Origin of the sequence: Cryobacterium sp. CAN_C2 (assembly GCF_015751745.1) — a bacterium.
Taxonomy (GTDB): Bacteria; Actinomycetota; Actinomycetes; order Actinomycetales; family Microbacteriaceae; genus Cryobacterium.
Genome location: NZ_JADOUX010000013.1, coordinates 42,079 through 66,697, shown reverse-complemented (window position 1 = coordinate 66,697; position 24,619 = coordinate 42,079). Strand labels below are relative to the sequence as shown.

The 24,619-nt window shown below is 66.9% G+C and carries 18 protein-coding genes; 9 read left to right on the top strand and 9 right to left on the bottom strand.

Annotated elements, in window-relative coordinates; all coding sequences use genetic code 11:
• Positions 1-50: 50 nt before the first annotated feature.
• From IWX77_RS11400 to IWX77_RS11390, 3 genes are read left to right on the top strand one after another with little or no spacing between them, the layout of a single operon-like run.
• Entirely contained in the window at positions 51-956 is a 906-nt protein-coding gene (locus IWX77_RS11400; RefSeq protein ID WP_196844676.1) for a DMT family transporter, read from the top strand.
• 33 nt (positions 957-989) lie between these two features.
• A complete protein-coding gene (locus IWX77_RS11395; RefSeq protein ID WP_196844632.1) occupies positions 990-1,415 on the top strand; it encodes a chorismate mutase in 426 nt (141 codons plus the stop codon).
• Positions 1,416-1,425: 10 nt separating this feature from the next.
• Positions 1,426-2,349, top strand: coding sequence for an SDR family NAD(P)-dependent oxidoreductase (locus tag IWX77_RS11390; RefSeq protein WP_196844631.1), 924 nt, complete (start codon positions 1,426-1,428; stop codon positions 2,347-2,349).
• 22 nt (positions 2,350-2,371) lie between these two features.
• Here the strand turns inward: IWX77_RS11390 and pulA are convergent, their stop codons facing one another.
• From pulA to IWX77_RS11375, 3 genes are all read right to left on the bottom strand, one after another.
• A complete protein-coding gene (gene pulA, locus IWX77_RS11385; protein ID WP_196844630.1) occupies positions 2,372-8,116 on the bottom strand; it encodes a pullulanase-type alpha-1,6-glucosidase in 5,745 nt (1,914 codons plus the stop codon).
• A gap of 394 nt (positions 8,117-8,510) precedes the next feature.
• Positions 8,511-10,817 (bottom strand): phosphoribosylformylglycinamidine synthase subunit PurL, encoded by a 2,307-nt coding sequence (purL, locus tag IWX77_RS11380; RefSeq protein ID WP_196844629.1) that lies wholly within the window; start codon positions 10,815-10,817, stop codon positions 8,511-8,513.
• 90 nt (positions 10,818-10,907) lie between these two features.
• Positions 10,908-12,500, bottom strand: coding sequence for an AMP-binding protein (locus tag IWX77_RS11375; RefSeq protein ID WP_196844628.1), 1,593 nt, complete (start codon positions 12,498-12,500; stop codon positions 10,908-10,910).
• Positions 12,501-12,681: 181 nt separating this feature from the next.
• On the opposite strand from IWX77_RS11375, the gene IWX77_RS11370 reads away from it, so the two are divergent.
• Genes IWX77_RS11370 through IWX77_RS11350 form a run of 6 tightly spaced genes read left to right on the top strand, consistent with a single transcriptional unit; the run spans position 12,682 to position 19,396 of the window.
• Entirely contained in the window at positions 12,682-13,653 is a 972-nt protein-coding gene (locus IWX77_RS11370) for a phosphate/phosphite/phosphonate ABC transporter substrate-binding protein (protein ID WP_327012181.1), read from the top strand.
• Positions 13,641-14,558 carry a phosphonate ABC transporter ATP-binding protein gene (phnC, locus tag IWX77_RS11365; RefSeq protein ID WP_196844627.1) on the top strand — a complete coding sequence of 306 codons (918 nt, stop codon included), beginning with the start codon at positions 13,641-13,643 and terminating at the stop codon, positions 14,556-14,558. The genes IWX77_RS11370 and phnC overlap by 13 nt, the downstream gene beginning before the upstream one ends.
• Positions 14,555-16,264 carry a PhnE/PtxC family ABC transporter permease gene (locus tag IWX77_RS17190; RefSeq protein ID WP_297413475.1) on the top strand — a complete coding sequence of 570 codons (1,710 nt, stop codon included), beginning with the start codon at positions 14,555-14,557 and terminating at the stop codon, positions 16,262-16,264. The genes phnC and IWX77_RS17190 overlap by 4 nt, the downstream gene beginning before the upstream one ends.
• A complete protein-coding gene (locus IWX77_RS17185) occupies positions 16,261-17,424 on the top strand; it encodes a TIGR03364 family FAD-dependent oxidoreductase (protein WP_297413477.1) in 1,164 nt (387 codons plus the stop codon). The genes IWX77_RS17190 and IWX77_RS17185 overlap by 4 nt, the downstream gene beginning before the upstream one ends.
• On the top strand, positions 17,421-18,167 hold the full coding sequence (locus tag IWX77_RS11355) for a phosphonatase-like hydrolase (protein WP_196844625.1): 747 nt from the start codon (positions 17,421-17,423) through the stop codon (positions 18,165-18,167). The genes IWX77_RS17185 and IWX77_RS11355 overlap by 4 nt, the downstream gene beginning before the upstream one ends.
• A 38-nt stretch (positions 18,168-18,205) precedes the next feature.
• On the top strand, positions 18,206-19,396 hold the full coding sequence (locus IWX77_RS11350; protein WP_334353668.1) for an alcohol dehydrogenase catalytic domain-containing protein: 1,191 nt from the start codon (positions 18,206-18,208) through the stop codon (positions 19,394-19,396).
• Positions 19,397-19,439: 43 nt separating this feature from the next.
• Here the strand turns inward: IWX77_RS11350 and IWX77_RS11345 are convergent, their stop codons facing one another.
• The 6 genes from IWX77_RS11345 to kynA form a co-directional block, all read right to left on the bottom strand.
• Complete coding sequence (locus IWX77_RS11345) at positions 19,440-19,901, bottom strand: DUF3817 domain-containing protein (RefSeq protein ID WP_196844624.1); 462 nt, start codon at positions 19,899-19,901, stop codon at positions 19,440-19,442.
• A gap of 504 nt (positions 19,902-20,405) precedes the next feature.
• Positions 20,406-21,104: a phosphoribosylformylglycinamidine synthase subunit PurQ gene (gene purQ / locus IWX77_RS11340; protein ID WP_196844623.1), complete on the bottom strand. Its 699-nt coding sequence runs from the start codon at positions 21,102-21,104 to the stop codon at positions 20,406-20,408.
• Positions 21,104-21,373 (bottom strand): phosphoribosylformylglycinamidine synthase subunit PurS, encoded by a 270-nt coding sequence (gene purS / locus IWX77_RS11335; RefSeq protein ID WP_196844622.1) that lies wholly within the window; start codon positions 21,371-21,373, stop codon positions 21,104-21,106. The genes purQ and purS overlap by 1 nt, the downstream gene beginning before the upstream one ends.
• Before the next feature lie 116 nt (positions 21,374-21,489).
• Entirely contained in the window at positions 21,490-22,794 is a 1,305-nt protein-coding gene (locus tag IWX77_RS11330) for a kynureninase (protein ID WP_196844621.1), read from the bottom strand.
• Complete coding sequence (locus IWX77_RS11325; RefSeq protein ID WP_196844620.1) at positions 22,791-23,690, bottom strand: amidohydrolase family protein; 900 nt, start codon at positions 23,688-23,690, stop codon at positions 22,791-22,793. The genes IWX77_RS11330 and IWX77_RS11325 overlap by 4 nt, the downstream gene beginning before the upstream one ends.
• On the bottom strand, positions 23,687-24,541 hold the full coding sequence (gene kynA, locus IWX77_RS11320) for a tryptophan 2,3-dioxygenase (RefSeq protein ID WP_196844619.1): 855 nt from the start codon (positions 24,539-24,541) through the stop codon (positions 23,687-23,689). The genes IWX77_RS11325 and kynA overlap by 4 nt, the downstream gene beginning before the upstream one ends.
• Positions 24,542-24,619 lie beyond the last annotated feature (78 nt).

The following is a 24,619-nucleotide window of genomic DNA, read 5'->3' as shown; positions in this document are numbered from 1 at the left end:
CCCCTACGCCTGCCGCCGGCAAGACCCTCGTCACCGTGCAATTTCTTGGGATGGGGCTGATCTGGGGCTCCAGCTTTCTGTTCATGAAGATCGCCCTCGATGGCGTCAGCTTCGGCCAGATCGCCTGGTCGCGGCTCGTGCTCGGCGGCCTGACCCTGGGGCTGATCGTGCTGATGAATCGTCCGCGCATCAACAACGGGCCAGTGCTGCCGCAGGAGGGCGTGGTCTGGCTGCACTTCCTGGTGATTGCGATCAGCGGATGCGTCATTCCGCACCTGCTGTTCGCTTGGGCCGAACAGTACGTCTCATCGAGTCTGGCGAGCATTTACAACGCGGTCACCCCGATCATGACAGCGTTGATGGCGACCCTCGCCTTTCGGGTCGAGACGCTCGTGCGCGCGCAGGTCGCCGGAGTCGTGCTCGGCATCGTCGGCGTCGTCGTGATCATTGGCCCCTGGCAGTATTCCTCGCTCACCGGTGACCTGTGGGGACAGCTCGCCTGCCTCGGCGCTGCCGTCTGCTACGGCTTCACCTTCGGCTATACCCGCCGTTTTCTGAGTGGGCGGCCGATCGCAGCGTCGACGTTTGCCTTTCTCAACATCGGCATTGCGGGCGGAATCATGCTGCTGCTGACCCCGGTTCTGGCGTGGAGCCCGGTGCAGTTGACGCTGCCGATCGTGCTGGGCCTTCTCACGCTGGGCGCGCTCGGTACCGGCCTGGCCTACATTTGGAACATCAACGTGCTGCGCGCCTGGGGCCCGACCAATGCGTCCACGGTGACCTATGTGACGCCCGTGGTCGGCGTGGTGCTCGGGGTGCTCGTGCTGAGCGAAACGTTCTCCTGGCACGAACCGGCCGGGGCGCTCCTGGTGTTGCTCGGCATTCTGCTCACGCAGAAACGGTTGCGGCTGGGCTCGTTCGGATCGCGCGGCCGGGAGACGGCGGCATCCGTTTGAGGGCGCAACGGTCGTATGCATTATCGTAAAAGTATGGCCGTACACGAGGAATTACCCGCCGACGCCGACGCGGCTGCGATTGAGCAACTGCACAGCATTCGCGAAAGTATCGACAACATTGACGCCGCGCTCATTCACCTGCTGGCCGAACGATTCAAGTTCACCCAACAGGTTGGCCGGCTCAAGGCGGCCCACGGGCTGCCGGCCGCAGACCCGGCGCGCGAACTCATGCAGATCGACCGCCTGCGCGGCCTCGCCGAAGAGGCCCACCTCGACCCGGCCTTCGCCGAGAAGTTTTTGAATTTCATCATCGCCGAGGTGATTCACCACCACGTGAAGATTGCCGGTGGCGAGGCGGCGCAGCCCCCGACGCCGGCTACTGGAGCGGCGCCGACGGGTGCCGTATCGCACCCGGTGCCCCACCCACCGACCGCGCACGCGCCCAGCGCGGCCTTGTAGTCTCCACCCGATGACCTGGAACCCACTCTCGCTGCCCAACCAGGCCGGCAAGACGTTCGTGGTCACCGGAGCCAACGCCGGGCTCGGCTATTTCACGAGCGAGCAACTCGCCAACACGGGCGCCCACGTCGTGCTCGCCTGCCGCAATACTGTGAAAGCGGATGCCGCGGCGGCGGCCATCCGCGCCCGCGTGGCCGGGGCATCCGTTTCTGTGTTGCAGCTCGATGTGTCCGACCTGCAGTCGGTGCGAGACGTCAGCGAGACGCTGCGCGCTTTGCCGCGCCTCGATGGGCTGATCCTCAACGCCGGAATCGTGCACCCGTCTGCGGACCGCCAGGTGAGCCTCGACGGCAACGAGCTCATCTTCGCCACGAACTTTCTCGGCCACTTCGCGCTCACTGCGGGCACCCTCATGGCGTTGCGCCGCACGCCCGGCAGCAGGGTCGTGTCACTCGGTTCGATGATCTCGCGGCTGATGGACTCGTCGCTTGAGGACCTGCAGCTCGCCACGACGTACAACGGCTGGAAGGCCTACGCGCAGTCGAAGATCGCCATGCAGGTGTTCGGTTTCGAGCTCGACCGCCGCCTGCGCGCCGCCGGTGCAGGTACCGTGCAGTCGCTCGTGGCGCACCCCGGCTATTCCATCTCCGGTCTGACCCCCACGGTGCCGGGGATCAACGATCTCACGCCCGCCAAGCGGGTCATCGACGGCCTGCAACTGCTCGTCGGCGCGCAGGGCAAGCACCACGGCGCGTGGACGACCGTGCGTGCCGCGATCGACCCGGATGCCCACGGCGGCGACTACTTCGGCCCGCGATTCCTCACCCGCGGTGCACCAACGCTGCAGGCGACCACTGCCACGTCGCGTGATCGCGGCGTGGCAGCAAAGCTGTGGGAACGGGCCGAGACACTCATCGAGGAACCCTTCCTCTAGACCTGCTCACCACCGGGCTCGGCTACTTCCCCGGCTTCTGCTGGTCGTCGACGAGCACGGCCACGGTGCGGGCGGGCACGGTGATCGTGCCGGTGACCGCGTCCCAGGTCGTGGTCTTGACCACGGCATCCGTGCCCTTCGCCTGGGTGGGGCTGAGCGTGTACGTCTTGCCGGCCAGGTCCGCCAGACGGATGGTCTGCGGCTCCGGGCTCGCGTTGAACACCGTGAGCAGGCCGTCCAGCTTACGGTCCACGTCGGCGCCGACGGTGTCATCGATGCGCATAACGATGACCCCGGGGACCTGGGTCGGTCCACCCGCCGGGAACGACAGCTTCTGCGTGATCAGCTTTGCGTCACCGAGCCGGAACAGCTCGGTCGACTGCTTGAGCCGAAGCAGGTCCTGCGCCTGGTGTGACGCGGCCGTGATATCGGCCGGGGTCGGCACGAGCGCCGGGTCTTCCAGCAGAGGCCGCTGGATGTCCCACTTGTCCTTGTTCGCTGCCGCCGACGGCAGGCCCACCCCGAAGTTGTTCGTCTGCCCGGTCCAATCGATCCGGTTGAACCAGTCGCCCGAGTTGTAGCTGTCCCGATCGAGGGACTTGGAGCGCAGCAGGTCGGTGCCGGCGTGCCAGAGCGACGGCGACTGGGAGAGGGTCGCGGTAGCCAGGGAGAGGGTGTTCATCCGTACCCGGTCGGTCATGGCAGAGTCGGCCGGCATCTTGAGGGCGAGCAGGTCGAAGAGCGTCTCGTTGTCATGTGCGTCGACGTAGTTGATCACCTCGTCGGGCTGGTCGGCATAGCCGGCCGGGGAACCGTTGTAGTCGAGCTCGTCGCCGCGCTTCACGGAGCCGTCGCTGGTCACGAAGCTGAACTCCCGGAGGTTCGCGGCGAGTCCGAGCCGCACCAGGTCGCTCGCCTGAGCCAGCCTGGCAAGCGCCTGCGGAGTGGTGCCGTTAATTGCGGCCCCGTTCGGGTCAGTGCCGAGGCCGGTGCCGAAGCCCTGCTGCTGCACCGTTCCGCCGTCGACGGGGCTGCCGCCGTGCACGGCGTCGCGCAACCGGTCGTTGAACGTGCCGATGCCCGTTCCGCCGAGCTGGCCCTGGCTTGCCTGTTCGAACAGGGCGTTGTTCGCGACCTCGCCGAAGTTCCAGCCCTCGCCATAGAGGTAGATTGCTTTTCCGTCCACCCCGTCCTTTTTCAGCGTGAGCTGGTTCAGGGCCGCGCGAACGGCGAGCAGATTCTCCTTCGAGTGGTGACCCATCAGGTCGAACCGGAAACCGTCGACCCGGTACTCCCTGGCCCAGAGAACGACCGAGTCGACCATGAGCCGTTCTGCCAGCCGGTGCTCGGTGGCCACGTTCTGGCAGCAGGTCGAGGTCTCGACCGCGCCGAGCGGGTTGAGCCGGTGGTAGTAGCCGGGTACTACCTTGTCGAGCACGGACTTGGCGGTCTGGCCGCTCGCCGCGGTGTGGTTATAGACCTCGTCGAGCACGACCTGGAGACCGTCGTCGTGCAAGGCGCCGACCATGCTGCGGAACTCGGCCACTCTGGCCCCACCGCGCGGGTCTGCCGCGTAGGAGCCCTCCGGCGCCTGGAAGTGCAGCGGGTCGTAGCCCCAGTTGAAGCCGTCGGCGTCGGCCGTGGCCTGCACGCAGGCCTGCTGCTTCGTCGAGGCCGGTCCGAAGGATTCGAGATCGCAGGCCGGAACGGCCTGCTTGCTGCGGTCTTCCTCAATGGTGGCGATGTCGAAGGTCGGCAGGAGGTGCACGGTGTTGAGGCCGGCATCCGCCAGCTCGGCGAGGTGCCGGGTTCCGGCGCTGTCCACGCCGAACGCGCCGTAGGTTCCGCGGAGCGGCTCCGGCACGGTCTTGTCGGAGATCGAGAAGTCACGCACGTGCAGTTCGTAGATCGACCGGTCGACGGGGTTGTCGATTGTGGGCGACTCGGCCCGCTCCCATTTCTTGGGCCGGAAGTCCCGGTTCGCCAGATCGACGAACACCGACCGGGTCGAGTTGGTCGTCAGAGCCACCGAGTACGGGTCGGTGATCTGGTTCACCTCGATCCTGCCTGTGGTCGGCGCGAACACCGTGACCTCGAAGACGAAGGAGGCGTCGGCCCAGCTCTTCGCGCCGGTCGTCGTCCAGGTGCCGTCGGCCTGGCGTTTCAGGGCGACCCGCTCGGCTTCGGCGGCGTCGCCGGCGGTCCAGGCGAGCAGATCAACCTTCTGGGCGGTCGGCGCCCAGACCGCGACGGTCGGCCGCTTCTTCGACCAGGTGACACCGAGCGGACGGGAGGCGACGGCATCCGCGTAGAGGTCATCGAGCACGCCGGGCAGTTGCACCCCGGTGAGCGCGCTCAGCGCGCCGTCGGCGCCGGCCTGGCTGACCTGCAGCTGCGTGGTGAGCAGCCGCTCGATTTCGGTGCGGTCGGTGCCCACCGGGCGCAGCACGACGGAGTTCACCAGAGCGGGGAACGCCTTCTTCTGTGCGTCGGTCAGGCCCGTCTTGTCGTAGGCGAGCTTCACCGTGTCGCCGCCGGTCACGGCGCCGTCTGCGAGTGTCAGGGTCGAAGTCGGCGAGGAGTGGATTGCGTAGACCAGGTCGGCCGGATCAGCGTTCACCGGCAGCAGGTCGCGCGGCCAGGCCAGCGTCTTCTCGCCCAGCCAGTGGGCGCGCTGCTGACCGGTACCGGCGAGCGGCGGGTCGGTGGCCAGGACGGTGAGGACGTGGCTTGCCAGGTCGTAACTGAACGTGGTCTGCTTACCCTCGGTCACGCTGAAGCCGATGTTGGCGCCATTCGGCACGCCGTTTGCGCCGTAGTTCTCGGCCCAGTCAAGATTGTGCGCCACCTTGCCCTCATAGCTGCCGGTGGGCAGGGTGCTCGTGCTCCAGGTGAGGATGCCGTCGCCGTCGATGTCCTGCAGCCACGTGGCGAGGCAGTCGGGTTTCCAGTCGCCGGGGCACCCTGCCTCCTCCTGGAAGGAACCGGCCGCTACGACGATCGGGCCCTGCGCTGTGTTTTGGAAGAAGTTGCTGCGCGGGTCGAAGTAGAACGTGACCGGTCCGCCCGGGGCGGTGAAGGCGACGTTTGCGCCGTTCGGAACGCCGCCCGCACCGTAGTTGATGTCCCAAGAACCGTTGATCGCGATCTTGTATTCGTAGGCGCCGGCCGGCAGGTCGAAGGTGCCGGCGTAGATGCCGTCGGCGCGCTTGGTGAGCTTCGCAGCGTCGCAGCCGGGCTGCCAGTCGCCCGCACAGCCGATCTCCGAGTCGAGACTGCCGGCCACGGTGACCATGTCGATGGCGGGCGGCGGCGTGCCGGTGTCGGTGAGGGTGACGCTATTGCCCACCGACGCGAAGGTGGAGGCGGCTGCATGGTTGCCGGCGGCATCCGTGGTCACCGCGCGGTATTCGACCAGGGTGCCCGGTGCGAGTCCGGCAGTGTCGTGGAAAACCCGCGGGCTGGTGTCTTCAGCGGTACCGAGGGCCGTCCAGTCCGGGGAGCCGACTACGCGCCAGGCGAAGCCGGTCTCGGCCCAGGTGCTCTCGTCGACCGTGGCGGAGACCGGTGAGACTCCGGATACGCCGGCGCCGGCCGTCGGGACGGCGACCGAGATCGCGGCGGCCGCAGTCGGCGCCGTGACCGGTATATCGGCGACGAGCACGACCGAACCGAGCGCGGGTACGGTCACCGAGAGCTCACCGGTGGCGGTGGCGGTGGCGGGGGTGCCGGATCCGTAGAGCACGGAGAAGGCCGCGTTGTCGGTGAGGGCCGGCACCGTGACGGTTCTGGTGGCAGCCGAGTTGTTGACGGCGACGAGGTGCTCGATCTTTTCGGTGCGGTCGACCCGGCTGAAGGCGTAGATGCCGGCTCCGGTGTCGGTGTAACGCTCGATCTGCGCGCCGGTGGCCAGCGCCGGGTGATCCTTCCGGAGCGCAGAGAGGGCGCTGATGTGGGTATACAGCGGGGCGTCAGTGCCGAAGCGGTCGACCGACCCGGCCGTCTCCCCGGTGATCAGCGGCTGGTTCGTGTAGTCGGTGACCTTGCTGGCGAATAGGGACTGGCGGGCGTCCTTGTCGCCACCGACGCCGGCGAAGCCCTGCTCGTCGCCGTAGTAGACAACGGGCTGGCCGCGGGTCAGGTACAGGAGTTCGTGGGCGAGCTTATCTCGCTGCACCGGGGAGTCGGAGCTTTTCAGGAAGGAGCCGATCCGGCCCATGTCGTGGTTGCCGAGGAAGGTCGGCAGGGCGTAGGCGTTGGAGTCGGGAGTCGTGTAGCGGTCGTCGTTTGCGAACAGCTGACTGAGGCCCTTGGCCGAGTTGCCGGCCGCGAAGCTCGTGGCCTGCGACTGGAAGCCAAAATCGAGGACCGAGCTGAGGTCGGTCCCCCGCACGTAGGGAGAGGTCTTGGCGGCGTCCGCGTCGTACACCTCGCCGAACATGAAGAAGTCGGGCTTGCCCTTGGAGTGTGCGTAGTCGCGCACAGCGGTGGACCAGGTCTGCCAGAACTCGAGGTTGACATGCTTGACGGTGTCGATGCGGAAACCGTCGATGCCGAGGTCGATCCAGGTCTTGTAGACGTCGATGAAGCCGTTCACGACGGCCGGGTTCTCCGTCATCAGGTCGTCGAGGCCGGAGAAGTCACCGTCGAGCGCGCTCTCGCCCTCGAAGGTCGAGTCGCCGCGGTTGTGGTAGAGCGTGGGGTCGTTCAGCCAGGCCGGCACCTTGCGGTTGGTGTTGGACGGGGTCACGGCCGGCGTGTAGGGGAACGAGGTCGTGTCGAGCACGGGGAAGTCGGCCGTGCCGGCGTAGTCGGCCGGATCGAAGGCGACGCCGGCGGCGGTCGTGTACGGGCTGGTGGCCTTGTCGATGTAGCTGTATTTCTTCTCGGCGTAGTCGATCAGGTCTGCGGTGTGGTTGGTGATGATGTCGAAGTAGACCTTGATGCCGCGGGCGTGCGCGTCGGCGATGAGGGCCTCGAGTTCGGCGTTCGTGCCCAGGTGCGGGTCGATTCGGGTGAAGTCGGTGATCCAGTAGCCGTGGTACCCGGCCGAGGCGTTCGCCCCCTCACCCTGTACCGGGTTGTTCATGAACGACGGAGTGAGCCAGAGGGCGCTCGTGCCGAGCCCCTGGATGTAGTCGAGAGAGGAGCGGAGCCCCGCGAGGTCACCACCGTTGTAGAAACCCTTGTTGGTCGGATCGAAGCCCGAGACAAGCGGATCGGCGCCGAGGCCGGCGGTGTTGTTGGTCGGGTCGCCGTCTTTGAACCGGTCGGTCATCACGAAGTAGAACTGCTCGTCGCTGCCGGCTTCGCGGATGGGGGCGGCCGCGAGCGGGGCATCCGCTTCGGAGTACGGACCGGCGAGGGAGAGCGCTTCGAGACCGACCCGCTTCTTCGCGAGGTCGAAGGTGAACCGCAGGGTGCTCTGGCCCGCGAGGGTCAACGGGATGTTGTCACCGCCGCCGTCGAGTCCGTAAGCGACATCCCAGGTGTCGTTCAACGCCACCTTGTAGTCGTAACTGCCCGAAGGAAGGGTGAACTCTGCAGCCCAGACACCCTCGGTGCCCGTTGGGGCGAGCTCGGTGGCGGCGCAGTCTGGTTGCCAGTCCTCGCTGCAGCCGAGTTCGCTCTGCAAGCTTCCGACCAGGGCTACGGTCGGCGTTGCCGCCACCGTAGCGATCGGTGCGAAGACAAGACCGGAGACGATGATCGCCCCGGCACCGATCGTGGCCAGGATTCGGCGTGCAGCGGTGCGACTAGTCATCATTGACTCTCCCCGTTCGGCGCCGAGCGGCGCAAAGAACAACAGGTTCGACGCTACCGCGCGCAGCGCCAATTCTGCAAGCGTTTACATGTGTTTTGTCGGGGATCCGTCCGTTTCGACCGAATCGCCGAAAAGTGACCCTCAGTGGAGGGTAAGATCGCCCCCATCAGCCACTTTTCGACTTGCAAGCGCTTGCAGAGAGCCGATGCGTCCGCGCGGATACGACCCGTAGAGTCCGCGGCTGATCGCCCGGTTCATCACCACCACGAATCCCGTGCCGTCGCTGCGCTGAGGCACGACGTACACGGGGAGGGGTCCTTCGGTCGACTTTTCGGCACCTGTGTGCCCGGGTCGAGTTGGCTCTGGAGCTGGTCAGGCAGCCACCGAGCGCCGCCGGTTATGCAAACGCGGCGGGCAGCGTGGTGCGATGTCGCGCCCGCAGATCATCGATCGACACCGAGAACTGATCTTGAATCTCGAGCGCGCCGAGTTCGGCATCCGTTACGCCAATACGCAAAACCGGGTATTGGCGACCCTTGCACAGGCCGAGAAACTTCACGTCGTCTTCACGCGGAACCGACACGATCACGCGACCGGCCGACTCCGAGAACAGGGCAACGGATGCGTCGATGCCAGTGCGCTCGCAAATATCGCCCAGCCATACGCGAGCACCCACGCCGAAACGCATCACGGCCTCCGCGAGGGCCTGGGCCAGCCCACCCTCGCTCAGGTCGTGCGCGCTGTCGATGAGGGCTTCCTTCGATGCGGCGTGCAGCAGTCCGGCCAGGGCCACTTCGCCCTTGAGGTCAACAGCCGGCGGACGACCACCGAGGTGGTTGTGCACGACGCCGGCCCAGGCCGAACCGTCCAGCTCGAGCGCGGTCGTGCCGAGCAGGTAGATATTGTGCCCGTCGTCCTGCCAGCCGCTCGGGATGCGGCGGGCGACGTTGTCGATCACGCCGAGCACGGCAACGACCGGGGTCGGGTGAATGGGCTGGTCGCCGGTCTGGTTGTAGAACGAGACGTTGCCGCCGGTGACGGGAATCTCCAGCTCGAGGCATCCGTCGGCGAGGGCGGTGACGGCCTCGCGGAACTGCCACATGACCTCGGGGTTCTCGGGTGAGCCGAAGTTGAGGCAGTCGCTGACGCCGGCCGGAACGGCTCCGGTCGCGGCGACGTTGCGGTACGCCTCGGCGAGGGCCAGCTGCGCGCCTCGGTACGGGTCGAGCTGGCAGTAGCGGCCGTTCGCGTCGGTGGCGATCGCGACACCGAGGCCACTCTCTTCGTCGACGCGAATCATGCCGCCGTCGTCGGGGAACGACAGGGCCGTGTTGCCCTGCACGTAGTGGTCATACTGGTCGGTGATCCAGCTCGGGTCGGCGAGGTTCGGCGAGCCGAGCAGGTCAAGGAACTGCTCGCGCAGGGTCTCACGGTCGAGGGCGCGCGGCAGCACGGAAGCGGTGTCGGCCTGCAGTGCGTCGATCCAGGTCGGGTAGGCGAGCGGACGCTCGTAGACGGGGCCGTCGACGGCGACCGTGCGCGGCAGCACGTTGACGATCTCTTCGCCGTGCCAGTTGATGATCAACCGGCCGGTGCCGGTGACCTCGCCGAGCACGCTGGTCTCGACGTCCCATTTCTTGGTGACGGCGAGAAAACCCTCGAGCTTCTCCGGCGTGACGATCGCCATCATGCGTTCCTGACTCTCGCTCATGAGAATCTCTTCGGCGGTGAGCGTGGGGTCGCGCAGCAGCACCTTCTCGAGCTCGATGAACATGCCGCCGTCGCCGTTGGAGGCGAGTTCGCTCGTGGCGCACGAGATTCCGGCCGCACCGAGGTCCTGAATGCCCTCGACGAGCTTGCCCTGAAACAATTCGAGGCAGCACTCGATGAGTACCTTCTCGGCGAACGGGTCGCCGACCTGCACCGCGGGGCGCTTGGTCGGCCCGCCGGCGCTGAACGTGTCCGAGGCGAGAATGGATGCCCCACCAATGCCGTCGCCGCCGGTGCGGGCACCAAACAGCACCACCTGGTTGCCCACGCCGCGAGCGTTGGCGAGGTGCAGGTCTTCGTGACGCAGCACGCCGACCGAGAGCGCGTTGACGAGCGGGTTGCCCTGGTAAACCGCGTCGAAGTAGGTTTCGCCGCCGATGTTCGGCAGACCCAGGCAGTTGCCGTAGAAGCTGATGCCACTCGTGACGCCGTGCACGACCCGGGCGGTGTCGGGGTCATTGATGTCGCCGAAGCGCAGGGCGTCCATGACGGCGACCGGGCGGGCGCCCATCGAGATGATGTCGCGAACAATGCCGCCGACGCCGGTCGCGGCGCCCTGGAACGGCTCAATGTAGGAGGGATGGTTGTGCGATTCGATCTTGAACGTCACCGCCCAGCCCTCGCCGACGTCGAGCACGCCGGCGTTTTCGCCCATGCCGACCATGAGGTTCTTCTTCATGGCCGGGGTGACCTTGTCGCCGAACTGGCGCAGGTACATCTTCGAGCTCTTGTAGGAGCAGTGCTCGCTCCACATCACCGAGTACATGGCGAGCTCGCCACTCGTGGGGCGCCGGCCCAGAATTTCGCGGATCTTCGCGTATTCATCGGCCTTGAGTCCGAGCGCGCCGTAGGGTTGCTCCTTCTCGGGCGTCGCGATGGCGTGAGAAACGGTGTCGGCGACGCCGCGGGAAGAGGTGTTGGAAACAACGGTCACGTGTGGAATTCTCCCCGAGATAGCGGATGCCTGACCTGGCAAGTCTACCCGTCGCGTCGCCCCTGCCCGCGGGCCGTGTTGGGCGCGCTTCTAGATCACTGCGGCACGCTCTCTGGCGCGCAGGTCCTTGCGCAGAATCTTGCCAGACGACGACTTGGGAATCACGTCGATGAACTCGACCGCTCGCACCTTCTTGTGCGGGGCGACCCGCTCAGTGACGAATGCCATGACTTCCTCGGCCGTGACGAAAGACTCAGCCACGACGACGACGAAGGCTTTCGGAATCTCCTGGCCGTCGGCATCCGCTGCGCCGATCACCGCCGCGTCCGCGATCTCGGGGTGGGTGAGCAGCAGCGCCTCGAGTTCGGCCGGCGCGATCTGGTACCCCTTGTACTTGATCAGCTCCTTGCTGCGGTCGACGATGGTGACCTCGCCGAGTGCACTGACCGTGGCGATATCGCCGGTGTGCAGAAAACCGTCGGCGTCGATGGTCTCGCGGGTCGCTGCGTCATTATTGAGGTAGCCGAGCATCACGTTCGGACCGCGCACGAGCAGCTCACCGGGTTCGCTGGACCCGACTGAGGGAACCTCGATCTCTTCCCCGGTTTCGGTCGAGACGAGCTTGCAGTCCATGTTCGGCACGGTCACCCCGACCGAGGCACGCGACAGGTGCACAGCGTCGATCGGGATCAGGTGGCTCACGGGGCTGACCTCGGTCATGCCGTAGCCCTGCAGAATGCGGCAGTCCAGCCGGGATGCCACGGCCGCGGCGAGGGCGCCGTCGAGCGGTGCCGCCCCCGAGAGAATCGTGTGCACACTCGACAAATCGTAGCTTTCGACGAGCGGATGCTTCGCCACGGCCACCGCAATCGGCGGCGCGATAAACACGTAGCTGCAGCGGTGGTCCTGGATCATGCGCAGAAACTCGACGAAGTCGAACCTGGCCATGGTGACGAGCGCGGCCCGCTGTTTGAAGGCGAGGTTGAGTAGAACCGTCATCCCGTAGATGTGATAGAACGGCAGCAGCGCGAGCACCTTGTCTTCGGGCACGACCCCGATCAGGTCACGGGCCTGCTGCACGTTCGCGACGAGGTTGCGGTGGCTGAGCATGACGCCCTTCGGCGCCGCGGTCGTGCCCGAGGAGTAGGGCAGAACGGCCACGTGCGTGGCCGCCTCGATGCTCACGACGGGCGCTGCGGCATCCGCTTGGAGAAGATCAGCCAGAGACGGATGCCCCGGCTCACCGTCGATCACTACGATGCACTCGTTCGAGATGCCCGCCGCGTGTGCTGCCGCCCGGGCACCGGCCAGCAGCGGTGCGATGGTCACGAGCCAGGTCGCACCGGAATCATCGAGCTGGCGTTTGATGTCGTCGGGGGTGTAGAGCGAGTTGATGGTGGTCACCGTTGCGCCCGCGCGCAGGATGCCGTGGAAGACGGCCGTGAACTCCGGTGTGTTCGGGCAGAGCAGGCCCACGACCGTGCCGGTGCCGACGCCGCGCTCGGCGAGAGAGCCGGCCACCCGGGTGATCTGATCGACCAGGGTGCGATAGCTGATCATGGCACCGCTGGCCCCGTCGATGACAGCGGTGCGGTCCAGTTCGGTCTCGCTGAGGTCGCCGAACAGATAGTCAAAAATGCTCAGGTCGGGAATCTCAACGGGAGCGTAGGGGCTCGTGAACACGGGGATCTCCTTTGATCGGGTGTGGCCTGCACACGCTACCGCCCTGCGCTGCCGTGAAACTGTGCATCCGGCCCCAGTCGTCACTGCTCGTTCACCTGCCGGTTACCCGGGGCGACATTGCTGTTGGTGGGGCCTGCCTAACGTGAGGGAGCGTACTGCCCTCGACTCAGGAAGGTTTCACGTGGCAATCCACAGTGCTTCTTCACGCAGTGCTTCTTCACGCAATACTTCTGCCCGCACCGCCAAGACGGCGCTTGCCGCCGGTGCCGCCGTCCTGCTCACCCTGAGCCTCGCATCGTGCTCGACGGACACCGCCGACACGACCGGCAACGATGCGGCCGGCGTGAGCTACGCCGCCGACGAGAATACCCTTGTTTTCGGAGTGGTTCCCGACTCGGTGGACACGCAGACCAACTACCAGCCGCTGATGGACTACGTCGAGCAGGAGACCGGCAAGACAGTGGAATACCACGAGTCGACCGACTACGCCGCCCTGATCGAGGCCGCGATCGCCGGCAAGATCGACGTGGCCTCGTTCTCCGGCTTCACCTACATCACCGCGACCAATAGCGGAGCGGCCATCACCCCGATCTCCTCGATCGTCACGACCGCGGGTGCGGCGCCCGGGTACTACTCGCAGGCGATCGTGCCGGCCGACAGCGCGATCACGTCGCTGACGGAATTCGCCGGCAAGAAGGTCTGCTTCGTTGACCCGTCATCGACGAGCGGCTACCTGTTTCCCTCGTACAATCTGCTCGAAGCGGGCGTTGACCCGGTCGCCGACGTGACCCCGGTGTTCGCCGGCAAGCACGACGTGAGCGTGCAGAAGGTCGGCGAGGGCAAGGAGTGCGAGGTCGGTTTCGCCGAAGACAGCGAAGTCGCCAAGAGCGACCAGGTCAAGGTCATCGCCGAGACCATGGTTCCCGGTGCCCCGATCGTCGTCTCCGACACCCTGCCGGCCGAACTCAAGACTCGACTGGCCGCGGTGCTCGGCGAGGTCACCATCGAGGACATCATCGCGTCCGGAGTGAAGAGCGCGGATACCCAGGCCTTTCGCGACACGTTCTACGCCACCGAGCCGGTCGATGACCAGTACTACGACACCATCCGTGATATTTGTGTGAAGACGTCGGCGGCCCAATGCCAGGGCTGACCGAGCCCTTTCGCTCGCTCACCGGCTCCGCTCTCGAGGTGCAACCGGTGATCGACGTGCGCGGTGTCACGAAAACCTTCGGGGAGACCACGGCCCTGAACAATGTGTCGCTCACTGTTGCCCGCGGCGAAATTGTCGTATTGCTCGGACTGTCGGGTTCGGGCAAGTCAACCCTGCTACGGCACCTCGACGGCCTCGACCGGCCCGACTCGGGAACGGTGACCGTGCTCGGCGCGGCGGTGTCGCGTCTCACGGGCCGTCCGCTGCGTGCCCTACGCGGTCAGGTCGGCTTTGTCTTTCAGCAGTTCGAGCTGGTCGGTTCGCTGACCGTGCTCGAAAATGTGCTCACCGGCGCCCTGTTTCAGGTGCGGGGGCCGCGCCTCGGCCTCTGGGGTTATCGCCGCGCCCTCAAGCTGGCCGCCCTCGGCCATCTCGACCGGGTCGGCCTGCTCACACAGGCCTATCAGCGCGCCGACACGCTTTCCGGCGGGCAGCAGCAGCGAGTGGGGATCTCCCGGGCACTCATGCAAAATCCGTGCATTCTGCTGGCCGACGAACCGGTCGCCTCGCTCGACCCGGAATCCAGTGATCAGGTCATGGCGCTGATTCGCGAAATCGCGCTCGACCAGGGCCTCACCGTGGTGTGTAGCCTGCATCAGGTCGACCTCGCCCTGTCCTGGGGCGATCGCATTGTGGGGTTGCGGCACGGCGAGGTTGTGCTCGACACGCCCGCGGCGGGTCTCAGCAAGGCCGAGGTCATGGAGATCTACGGCCGTGTCGCCACCACGACCGCGGAACCGGGCACGATCGCGAACGAGCTCAAGACCAGTGCTGCTGTCGGCGTGCCCGTCGAGGAAACGGCCAGGAGTGACCTGGTCGACGCGACGTGGGAGCCGCGACGGTGACCGGCACCACGGTCGATCTGCTCGATAGGGTACCGCGGCGTCGCCTGTCACCCGAGAAGATCGCGGCCGGGCTGACGCTGCTGGCGCTCGTGCTCACCTCCGTCGTCTCACTGGTGGGCATCGATATTTCGATCCCGCAGATGATTGCGAGTTGGTCGAACGCCCAGAACTTCTTCGAACGGGTCGGCTTGATCAGCTTTCCCGAACCGGGGGAGCTGCTCCACCTGACCGGTCTCACGGTCGGGCTCGTGCTCTGCGGAACCCTGTTCGCGGCCTGCATCTCGGTGCCGCTGGCCTTTCTTGCTGCCGCCAACACGACGCCCGGCCGCGGCTGGATGGTGGGCGGGCGTTTTATCGGCGTGCTGTGCCGAGCGGTGCCGGACGTCGTGCTCGCCATGGTTTTCGTGCTGATGTTCTCGCTCGGGTCGCTGCCGGGAATTTTGGCCATCGGCATCCACTCGATCGGCATGATCAGCAAGATGTTCGCCGACGCGATCGAGCAGATCGATGAGGGGCCGCGGCTGGCGATTCGCGCGGCGGGCGGCTCGAAACTGCAGGAGTTCGCCGCGGGCGTGCTGCCGCAGGTGCTGCCGTCCTGGGTCGCGACCGTTCTGCATCGCAACGACATCAACCTGCGGGGCTCGGTCATTCTTGGTTACGTCGGCGTTGTCGGCCTCGGCCTGGAAATGTCCTACGCCTTCAAGTCGCTGAACTATTCGCTCGGCCTCGGCATCGCGCTTGTCATCTTCGCCCTCTGCGTGATCATGGAAATCGTCTCCAGCGCCGTGCGCACCATGATGCTCGGTACCGGCCCGACTGGGCGCGGCCTCGATGATCGCCCGTTGCGCCGTCTGTCGATCACCGGTCGCCGCCGTACCCTGGCCACCCGCGCCGCACCACGTCAAGCGGATGCCCGCAGCCGCGACCTTCGCCGCCCATGGAACGCCGCTCGCCGCCGCACCACAGCGTGGGGCTGGGCCGCGGCGCTCGTCGTGGTCGGCAGCGTCATCATCTCCGACATCCACTGGGGCGACTTTGCAACCGTCTGGGCCTACCTGCCCGAGACCGCGGCAAAATTCTGGCCGCCGAGTTTTGGCAGTTACGACGCGCCCACCATGTTCTCCGCAATGGGCGAGACGATCGCGATCGCCCTCGCCGCGACGATCCTCACGATCATCGCCTCCATCGTGATCGGTTCGCTCGCGGCCCGCAACGTGGCACCGAACCCGCGGGTGCGCAGCGGGATGCGACTGTTTCTCGTCACGATCCGTGGCATCCCCGAGATCATCCTGGCCATCGTGCTCATCGTCGTGACCGGCCTCGGCACCCAGGCCGGCACCATCGCCCTCGCAATCGGCGGCGTGGGCCTGCTCGGCAAGCTGCTCGCCGACTCGCTCGAGGAGGTCAAGCCCGGTCCGGAACAGGCGCTGACTGCGGCCGGTGCGACCCGACTGCAGGTGTACGCCGGCGCCACGGCGCCCCAGGGCATGAAGGCCCTGATCGGTCACAGTTTCTACATGCTCGACACCAACATTCGCGCGGCCACCATTCTCGGGCTCGTGGGCGGCGGCGGGGTGGGATACTTTCTGCTCAACGCCGGCCAGGGCTCACGCTACGACCTGGTCGCGACCATCGTGCTGATGATTCTGGCGGCCGTGCTCGTCATCGAGGGCCTCGCTGTGTGGATGCGCCGGGTGTTCCGGTGACCGCCTTCGACGTCGTCGTCGTCGGCAGCGGCATCGTCGGCCTCGGGCACGCGCTCGCCGCGACCGACCGGGGTCTGTCCGTTGTCGTCGTGGACCGCGCGGCGGCCCTGCACGGGGCATCCGTTCGTAATTTCGGGCACCTGTGTTTCACCCCGCAGACTGGCCTGGCCCGTGAATTCGCGCAGCGATCGCGCCCGCTGTGGCGGAGGCTCGCAACGGATGCCGGTGTCTGGCTGCGCGAATCGGGCACGGTCGTCGTAGCACGGCACGACGACGAAACGGCTGTGCTGCGCGAGCTGGCAGCCCAGCGCGGGACCGAGTCGGTCTTCGGCGTCGGGCAGCCCGACGTCGTGCTGTGGAGCGCCGCTGAGGTCGAGGCTCGCCTGCCACTGGCTGCCGGCACGTCGAGGGGCGGAGCCGTTCTGCCTTGGGACCTGCAGATCGATCCGCGTCAGGCCGGTGCCGGCCTCGCCGCCTATCTCGCGAGTCGGGGAGTCGCGTTTCGCTACCGCACCGCCGTGACTGCCGTGTGTCCGGGGCGGGTCACGACCACCCGCGGGCCGATCGACGCTGGAACGGTCGTCGTGGCGGTCAACCACGACATCGACCAGCTCTACCCGGAGGTCGCGGAGCGGGACGGCATTTTGCGGTGTGGCCTCGACATGCTGCGCGTCGATGCCGGCCTGCGCGCGCCGCTGCCCGCGCCGGTGCTCACCGGCTGGTCGCTGCTGCGCTACGGAGCTTTTGCGACGCTGCCAAGCGCTGCCGATCTGGGCGACCGGTTGCGGCGGGAGTACCCGGCGCTGGCCGAGCTGGACCTCAACCAGATGTACACCCAATTGCCCGACGGCTCGCTGATCGTGGGGGACACCCACTATCGCGGGGCATCCGTTTCTCCATTCCAGAATGAGAACGCGTTCGAGCAGCTGCTAGAGCTCACCGGCGACCTGTTCGGCGTGCCGCGCCCGCGCGTGCTCGAACGTTGGCAGGGTATCTACGCCTCGGGCCGTGCCGACTTTCTCATTGACGAACCCGAACCCGGCGTGCACCTCGTGGCGGCCACGACCGGAATCGGTATGACGACCGGTCTCGGCCTCGCCGAGCACGTCATTGCCGGCGTCTGTGACTCACCCATCCCCTCCCTGAAAGGCACCTCATGAGCACCGCACCCCTCTCTCTCGATTTTGACCTAAACGATTTCGACCCCGAAGACGTTGGCGTTGAACTCGTCGTGTTCGACATGGCCGGCACCACGGTGAGCGACGACGGACTCGTCGAGCGGGCGTTTGTGCTCGCCGCCGAGCGCAGCGGCCTGGCCGACACCGCCGACGAGTCGGCGGAAGCCGTTGCGTTCGTGCGCGAGACCATGGGGCAGTCCAAGCTCGATGTCTTTCGCGGGTTGACCGACTCCGACGAAGCGGCCGTCGCAGCGACAGCAGCGTTCGAAACCGCCTACGGTGAACTCGTCGAGCAGGTCGGTGTGACGGCGATCGCCGGCGCGGCTGAGCTGTTTCAGGAACTCCGTGGCGCCGGAGTGAAGGTCGCCCTCGTCACCGGATTCGCCCGTGCCACGCAGAACACGCTCATCGAGAAGCTCGGCTGGAGCGACCTCATCGACGTCAGCCTCTGCCCGGCCGAAGCCGGTCGTGGCCGCCCGTACCCCGACCTGCCGCTCACCGCGCTGCTGCGCACCGGGGCATCCAGCGTCGCGGCCGTGGTCGTCGTCGGCGACACCGCGAGCGACATGCTCTCCGGCGTGAACGCCGGCGCCGGCCTGGTCGTGGGTGTGCTGACCGGCACGCACGACAGCGAGACCCTCGACGATGCCGGAGCCGACGTCGTTATCGCGAGCGTCGCCGACCTCGCCGAACTGCTGGGCCTGCGTGAGGAAACGATCGAGTAACCATGCCCGAACACGATCCGCACGCTGAACCTGCTCCCGTGCCCGCCCCGACGCTCGCCCCGACGCTCGCCCCGACGCTCGCCGCCGGGCGGGAGGTTGTGTTGCCGCGGGCCGCCGAAGCCATGGTCTGGTCGGGCATCGGTCTGCCGTTGGAGCGAGTGGCCGTACCGGGCGTGCTGCTCCGGCCCGGCGACGTGCTGGTCGAGGTCGAATTGGCCACGATCTGCGGCTCCGACGTGCACACGGCGCTGGGGCACCGACCGGCCGCGAAACCGCTCGTGCTCGGGCACGAGCAGGTCGGCCGCATCGTCGCGACCACTCAACAGTCATATGCCGCAAATGGAATGCCTGTACGCGTGGGGCAGCGTGTGGTCTGGTCGGTCACCGTGAGCTGCGGAACGTGCCCGCGTTGTCGCCGCGGCCTGCCCCAGAAATGCCTCGAGCTGGCCAAATACGGCCACGAACGGATGCAGCGTGGCTGGGAACTCAGCGGCGGCTTCGCCACTCACGTGCAGGTGCGCGCCGGAACGGCGATCGTGGTCGTGGACGAGCAGGTTCCGGCGACGGTGCTCGCGCCGGCCTCCTGTGCGACCGCAACGGCCGTCGCAGCGCTGGGGGCGGCCTCCGCTCTCGTCCCGCTGGCCGGAGCAACCGTGCTGGTGACCGGTGCCGGAATGCTCGGCGTGACCGCCTGCGCGATGGCGACGGATGCCGGTGCCGTCGTGGTCGTCAGCGACCCGGATACGGCCCGCAGGCGGCTCGCGCTGGACTTCGGGGCCGCGGCCGTCGCTGACCCGAGTGCACCCGGCGAGTCGCCGGCCGGGGCCGCGAGCGTGCTCGCCGCGCTCGCGCAGGCCGGCGCGGCCGAGCCGACGATCGCGCTCGAACTGAGCGGTGCCCGGCCCGCCGTGCACACCGCCCTGGACCTGATCGGCATCGGGGGCGTGGTCGTGCTCGTCGGGAGCGTTTCGCCCGGGGATCCGGTGCTGCTCGACCCCGAGTCGGTCGTGCGCCGCCTGGTCACCCTCCGCGGCGTGCACAACTACACGCCGGGCGATCTGCAGCAGGCGGTGGACTATCTCAGCGGAGCCTGGCACCGGCATCCGTTTTCAGCCCTCGTCGGCACGACCTTTCCGCTGGAGAAAACGGATGACGCTCTCGCGCTGGCCGCAACCGCCCGCCACCGGCGCGTGGGAATCACCCCGCAGCCGCCCGCGACCCTCGGCTGACGCACTCAGACGGTCCGCTTCTGCGGGTGGCCGAGAACTGGGGCTAGCTGGTGCCGCCGGGGGGACCGATGCTGAGCAGGGTCGCCATGATCGACACCAGAGCGATCCCCATGATGCCGGCCAGTAAAACCGGACGGGCCAGCATCCAGCGCAGCAGGGCGCTCAGCCGGGTGTGATCGCGGGGGTCGGCCGTGCGCGTGAGGCGCCAGCCCCCACCGAGAGCGCCGCGGCGTTCGAGGGCCCGGTTGAACGGGATCGTCGCGAACGGAATGACCGCCGTGAGGCAGGCGAGCGCGATCAGCCGTGCGTTCCAGTGCTGGTTGACGCCGATGAACACGGCCGTCATGCCGTAGGCGATGAAGACCAGACCGTGCGCAAAGCCGCCGATCTGCACGCCCCATTCTCCGGCCTGCGCGACGTATTTCAGCAGCATGCCGGTAATCAGCAGCGCCCAGGTGATCGTCTCGGCAATGGACACACAGCGGTACAGCGAGCGGGGAGACACGAGGACACTCCAGAGGTCGGCAGGTGGGGTGGGCAGGCCCAGTCTTTCAGACCGTGCCTCGTGAAGCTGAGAGCCCGCCACGAGTGTGTGCAATTCTCTCAACGAGCGGTTGCGCACGAAACGCACTCGTAATGGGTGAACCGAACATGGGGCGTCGCGAGAGCACGCAGCGCGAAACAAGCCTGTGTCAACTGGTTCGAAAGCTAGGATGCCGCGATTCTCGGCCATCGTGGCCTCGGGGACCAGCAGGGCCATCGGCAGCGCCGGACGAACCTTTACGGCCTCGTTCCGCGGCCTCGTTCCACTGCCTCGTTCTACGCCCCTGGAATCATGGAGGCGACCCTGCTGGTGTCGTCGAGCTTGGTGCATTCGAGCAGGTGGAGGCCGGCGTGGCCTCCGTGGTTTCGACGTACTCGGGCTGGCTCCAGTCGATATCGGGGGAGTAGATCAATGCGACAGAGCTGGTCACGGCGCGCTCCTGCACGAGAAAATGGTGAACACCGACTATCGGGCGACGAGCGCCTGGGCGATGACCGAGGTGAAGAAGGTGAGGCCGTCGACGCCGCTCGCCATGGCGTCGTCGGTGTCGGGACCGAACCCGGCCTCGACGGCGTGCTCGGGGTGCGGCATGAGGCCGACGACGTTGCCGCGGGCGTTGGTCACGCCGGCGATGTCATTGAGCGACCCGTTCGGGTTGCCGCCGATGTAGCGGGCCACGATGCGGCCCTCGCCCTCGAGCGCCTTGAGGGTTTCGTCGGAGGCTATGAACGAGCCCTCGCCGTTCTTGAGCGGAATGACGATCTCGGCGTTGGCGGCGAACCCGGCGGTCCAGTCGCTCCTGGTGTTCTCGATGCGCAGGCCCTGGTCGCGGCAGATGAAGCGGCCCTGTTCGTTGCGAATGAGACCGCCATCGAGCAGGTGGGCCTCGGTGAGCATCTGGAATCCGTTGCAGATACCGAGCACGGGCATGCCCGCGTTCGCCGCGTCGATGACCTCGGTCATGATCGGCGAGAGGCTCGCTATGGCGCCGGCCCGCAAGTAGTCGCCGTAGCTGAACCCGCCGGGCAGCACGAGGGCGTCGACACCGTGCAGGTCGTGGTCGCCGTGCCAGAGGGCTACGGCGTCGGCGCCGGCCAGGCGAATCGCGCGCACAGCGTCGCGATCATCGAGCGATCCGGGAAAGGTGACGACGCCGATGCGCATCAGGCGACCGCTGACGAGGGAGCGTCCTGAACGTGGATGCCGACGACATCCTCGATCACGGAGTTCGACAGCACGGTGTCGGCGAGCTCACGCACGGCCGCGAGGGTGGCGGCATCCGCGTCACCCTCAATAGAAATCTCGAAGCGCTTGCCAACGCGCACACCGAGAAACTGGGTCTGACCGAGCCGACCGAGGGCGCCGGCGACGGCCTTGCCCTGGGGGTCAAGCAACTCGGCCTTGGGCATTACTTCGACGACGATCGTTGGCACAGGGCACTCCGCATACAGTCTGGGGCTTATTGTCGTGGCAAATCTCTCCAATTCTACAGGCCGGGCCCGACCGGCCCGGCCCGCTTCGGTGCGGGCCTATTCAGCACGCCGCCGGTCTAGTGCGCTACGCCGCTTTGGCCGAGCAGAATGCCGCGCAGCACATCGCGCACGGCGGAGACACCGTCGTAGGTCTCGACGAAACTCGTGCTGAGCGGGGCGAGGCCGAGCCGCAGACCGTTCGGTGCCCGAAAATCGGGAATCACGTCGTTGTCCCACAGAATCTTCGTCACCTGACGCATGAGCGGATGGTTGATGGTCACGTGACCGCCGCGATGCGTCTGCTCCCGCGGCGAGGCCACCGTGACCCCCATCGGCGCGAGCCACTCATCGACGAGGGCGATTGCGAACTCGGTCAGCGCGACCGACTTGGCCCGCACCGAACCGATCGTGGCTTCCTCGAGCATGGCGATGGTGTCCTGCATGGCAAGCATGCCCACCACAGGGGGTGTACCGCTTATGAATCGACGGATGCCGGTGGCCGGCAGATACCCCGGCCCCATCTCGAAGATGGCTTGGACTCCCATCCAGCCCTGAATCGGCTGGGTCAGCACATCGTGCAGGTCGCTCTTGACATAGCCGAACGCCGGTGCACCCGGCCCGCCGCTCAGGTATTTGTAGGAGCAGCCGACCGCGAGGTCGACGTCGCAGCCGTCGAGCTCGATCGGCACCGACCCGACTGAATGGCTGAGGTCCCAGAGCACGAGAGCGTCGTGCTCGTGGGCGATGGCGGTAATGGCCTGCATATCGGCGAGGTAACCGGAGCGATAGGCCACATGACTGAGCAGCACGAGCGAGGTCTGCGGGCCGATCACTCGGCGCACCTGGTCGGCGGTGACCCCGCCCTCGGTGTCGGATTCGATCCACCGGAGAGTGAGGCCGCGCTCTCGCGCTATGCCCTCGAGAATGTAGCGGTCGGTGGGAAAGTTGTCGCTGTCGAGCACGATTTCGGTGCGGTGCGGGCGCGAATCCACGGCGGCGCGGGCCAGTTTGTAGAGCAGAACGGTGGTGGAGTCGCCGACGAAGACCTGCCCGGGAGCGGCACCGAGGGCGACCCGACCGAGGTCGTCGCCAATCTGCAGGGGAAGCTCCATCCACTGTTCGTCCCAGCCGCGAATGAGCCGGGTGCCCCAGTCCTTCTGCAGAAAGTCGGCGATGCGTTCCGCGCTCGCCCGCAGCGGGCGGCCGAGCGAGTTGCCGTCGAGGTAGGAACGGGGGTTGGCGGTGTCGGGGTCGGCATCGGTGCCGAGAAACCGGGCGCGATAGTGCGCCAGGCCGTCGATGCGGTCCATGCGCCGCGCGAAGGCGAGGTGGGCGTCAAGGCCGGTCGTGGGGCCGGGAGCACTGTTAAACGTGGGAGTCATGTGAGAACCTCGAGTTCGGGGCGGGTGAGAGCGCGAGCGGTGCAGAGCCAGTCGGTGAAATCATCGGGGTCTCGTGGCCGTTCGCCCGGAATAAAGGTAACCCGATTGTCGGGCAGGGTCAGGCCGAGCGGTGCGGGCGCGCAGAGAGCGGTCAGTACCTCGTCGGGCGTCAGGCCTGCGCCGAGCAGCGCGCCGATCTCGCCGCGATTCAGCCCGAGCGGGAGCGGCCCGTTGCCGAGGTCGGTGCCGTACAGCACCCGGCCGCCGGCCGCATGAAACCGGCGCAGATTGTCGCTCGCGATCTCGAAAGCAGCGGTGGGGCGGCCCCAGCCGTGCATGTCGAGGGTGCTGATCCAGGTCATGCGGGCAGCCATCGCGGCCACCAGGTCGCCGGCGAGGCGCTCCGAAAACGGGGTGTGCGCGAACGCATCAACGCCGGCCGTGAACGCGCGATGGGCCTGTCCGGAACCCTCGGCGTGCGCGACGACCGGCAGACCGCGTTCGTGCGCCCGGTCCACAACCGCGGCCAGCGCCTCGGCGTCCAGTACCGGCCCGACCAGGGAGTTCAGGGTGACTTTCAGAACGGATGCCCCGGCTGCAGCCTGTAGATCCACCGCTGTGGCGGCATCTGCTCTGGTCGTCACCTCGCAGCTCCAGCCGCGCTCGGCCCAGCCGGCGCGGGTGGGATAGCCGCCGGGAGCGGTGACAAACTGATGCGCGTATGCCAGATCAGGCATAGACGTGCGGAGGCCATCGTGCAGCCAGCCGCCGAGGTCGAGCACCCGGGCGATGCCGCCGCTGGGTAGGCGGCTCGGGTCGATCAGGGCCAGGTGCACGTGCGCATCGACAAAGCCCGGCAGTACGGTTCCGCGACCGACAAGAAAATAACTGGTCACGCCCCGATCTCCGTGCGCACCGCGAAAAGCTCCGGAAAGAAGGTGAGTTCGAGGGCCTTCTGCAGAAAGGCCGCGCCGCTCGACCCGCCGGTGCCCTGCTTCATGCCGATGATGCGCTGCACGGTCTTCAGGTGGCGAAACCGCCAGAGTTGAAAGTTGTCCTCGAGGTCGACGAGTTCTTCGCAGGCCTCATAGGCGGCCCAGTGCTCGGTAGCGTTCTCGTATATTCCCCGAAAGGTATGCACGAGTTCGGGGTGGAACGTCCAGGCCTCGGTCACGTCGCGCGCGAGCACGGCGGCGGGAATGTTGTAGCCAGCCCGGTGCAGGAAGCGCAGAAACTCGTCGTAGAGGCTAGGCGCATCGAAGGTGGCGGTCAGCAGCGCGTGGGCCGGTGCATCCGCTTCGAAGACCGTGAGCATGCGACGGTTCTTGTTGCCGAGCGCGAACTCGACCGCGCGGTACTGGTGGGACTGAAAGCCACTGGAGTTGCCGAGGAAGTTCCGAAACTGACCGTATTCGGTCGGGGTGAGGGTCGCGAGCACCGACCACTGCTCGGTGAGGGTGCGCTGAATGTGCTTGACCCGGGCGATGCCCTTGAGGGCCGGCGCGAGCTGATCCTGCCGCAGCGCCTCGATGGCTGCTTGCAACTCGTGCAGCACGAGCTTGAGCCACAGCTCGGTGGTCTGGTGTTGAATGATGAAGAGCAGTTCGTCGTGGTGTTCCGGAACGCTGACCGGCTTCTGCGCGTCGAGCAGGGTCGACAGGTCGAGGTAGGACCCGTAGCTCATCTTTTCTCGAAAATCGGTGACGATCTCGGGGTCGAATTCACGGGTGTTGTTCTTGAGGGTCATCGGGTTCCTTCGGCTTGATCAAATTGTGCGCCGGTTGCGGCCACGGGCGCAACACCGGGGCGAACCGTCAAGGTCAAA

Excerpts from the sequence above, each read along its gene's own strand:
- IWX77_RS11400 (WP_196844676.1), top strand. The coding sequence starts at position 51 with ATGGGGCTGATCTGGGGCTCCAGCTTTCTGTTCATGAAGATCGCCCTC.
- IWX77_RS11395 (WP_196844632.1), top strand. The coding sequence starts at position 990 with ATGGCCGTACACGAGGAATTACCCGCCGACGCCGACGCGGCTGCGATT.
- IWX77_RS11390 (WP_196844631.1), top strand. The coding sequence starts at position 1,426 with ATGACCTGGAACCCACTCTCGCTGCCCAACCAGGCCGGCAAGACGTTC.
- pulA (WP_196844630.1), bottom strand. The coding sequence starts at position 8,116 with ATGATGACTAGTCGCACCGCTGCACGCCGAATCCTGGCCACGATCGGT.
- phnC (WP_196844627.1), top strand. The coding sequence starts at position 13,641 with ATGCCAGGGCTGACCGAGCCCTTTCGCTCGCTCACCGGCTCCGCTCTC.
- IWX77_RS11355 (WP_196844625.1), top strand. The coding sequence starts at position 17,421 with ATGAGCACCGCACCCCTCTCTCTCGATTTTGACCTAAACGATTTCGAC.
- purQ (WP_196844623.1), bottom strand. The coding sequence starts at position 21,104 with ATGCGCATCGGCGTCGTCACCTTTCCCGGATCGCTCGATGATCGCGAC.
- IWX77_RS11330 (WP_196844621.1), bottom strand. The coding sequence starts at position 22,794 with ATGACTCCCACGTTTAACAGTGCTCCCGGCCCCACGACCGGCCTTGAC.
- kynA (WP_196844619.1), bottom strand. The coding sequence starts at position 24,541 with ATGACCCTCAAGAACAACACCCGTGAATTCGACCCCGAGATCGTCACC.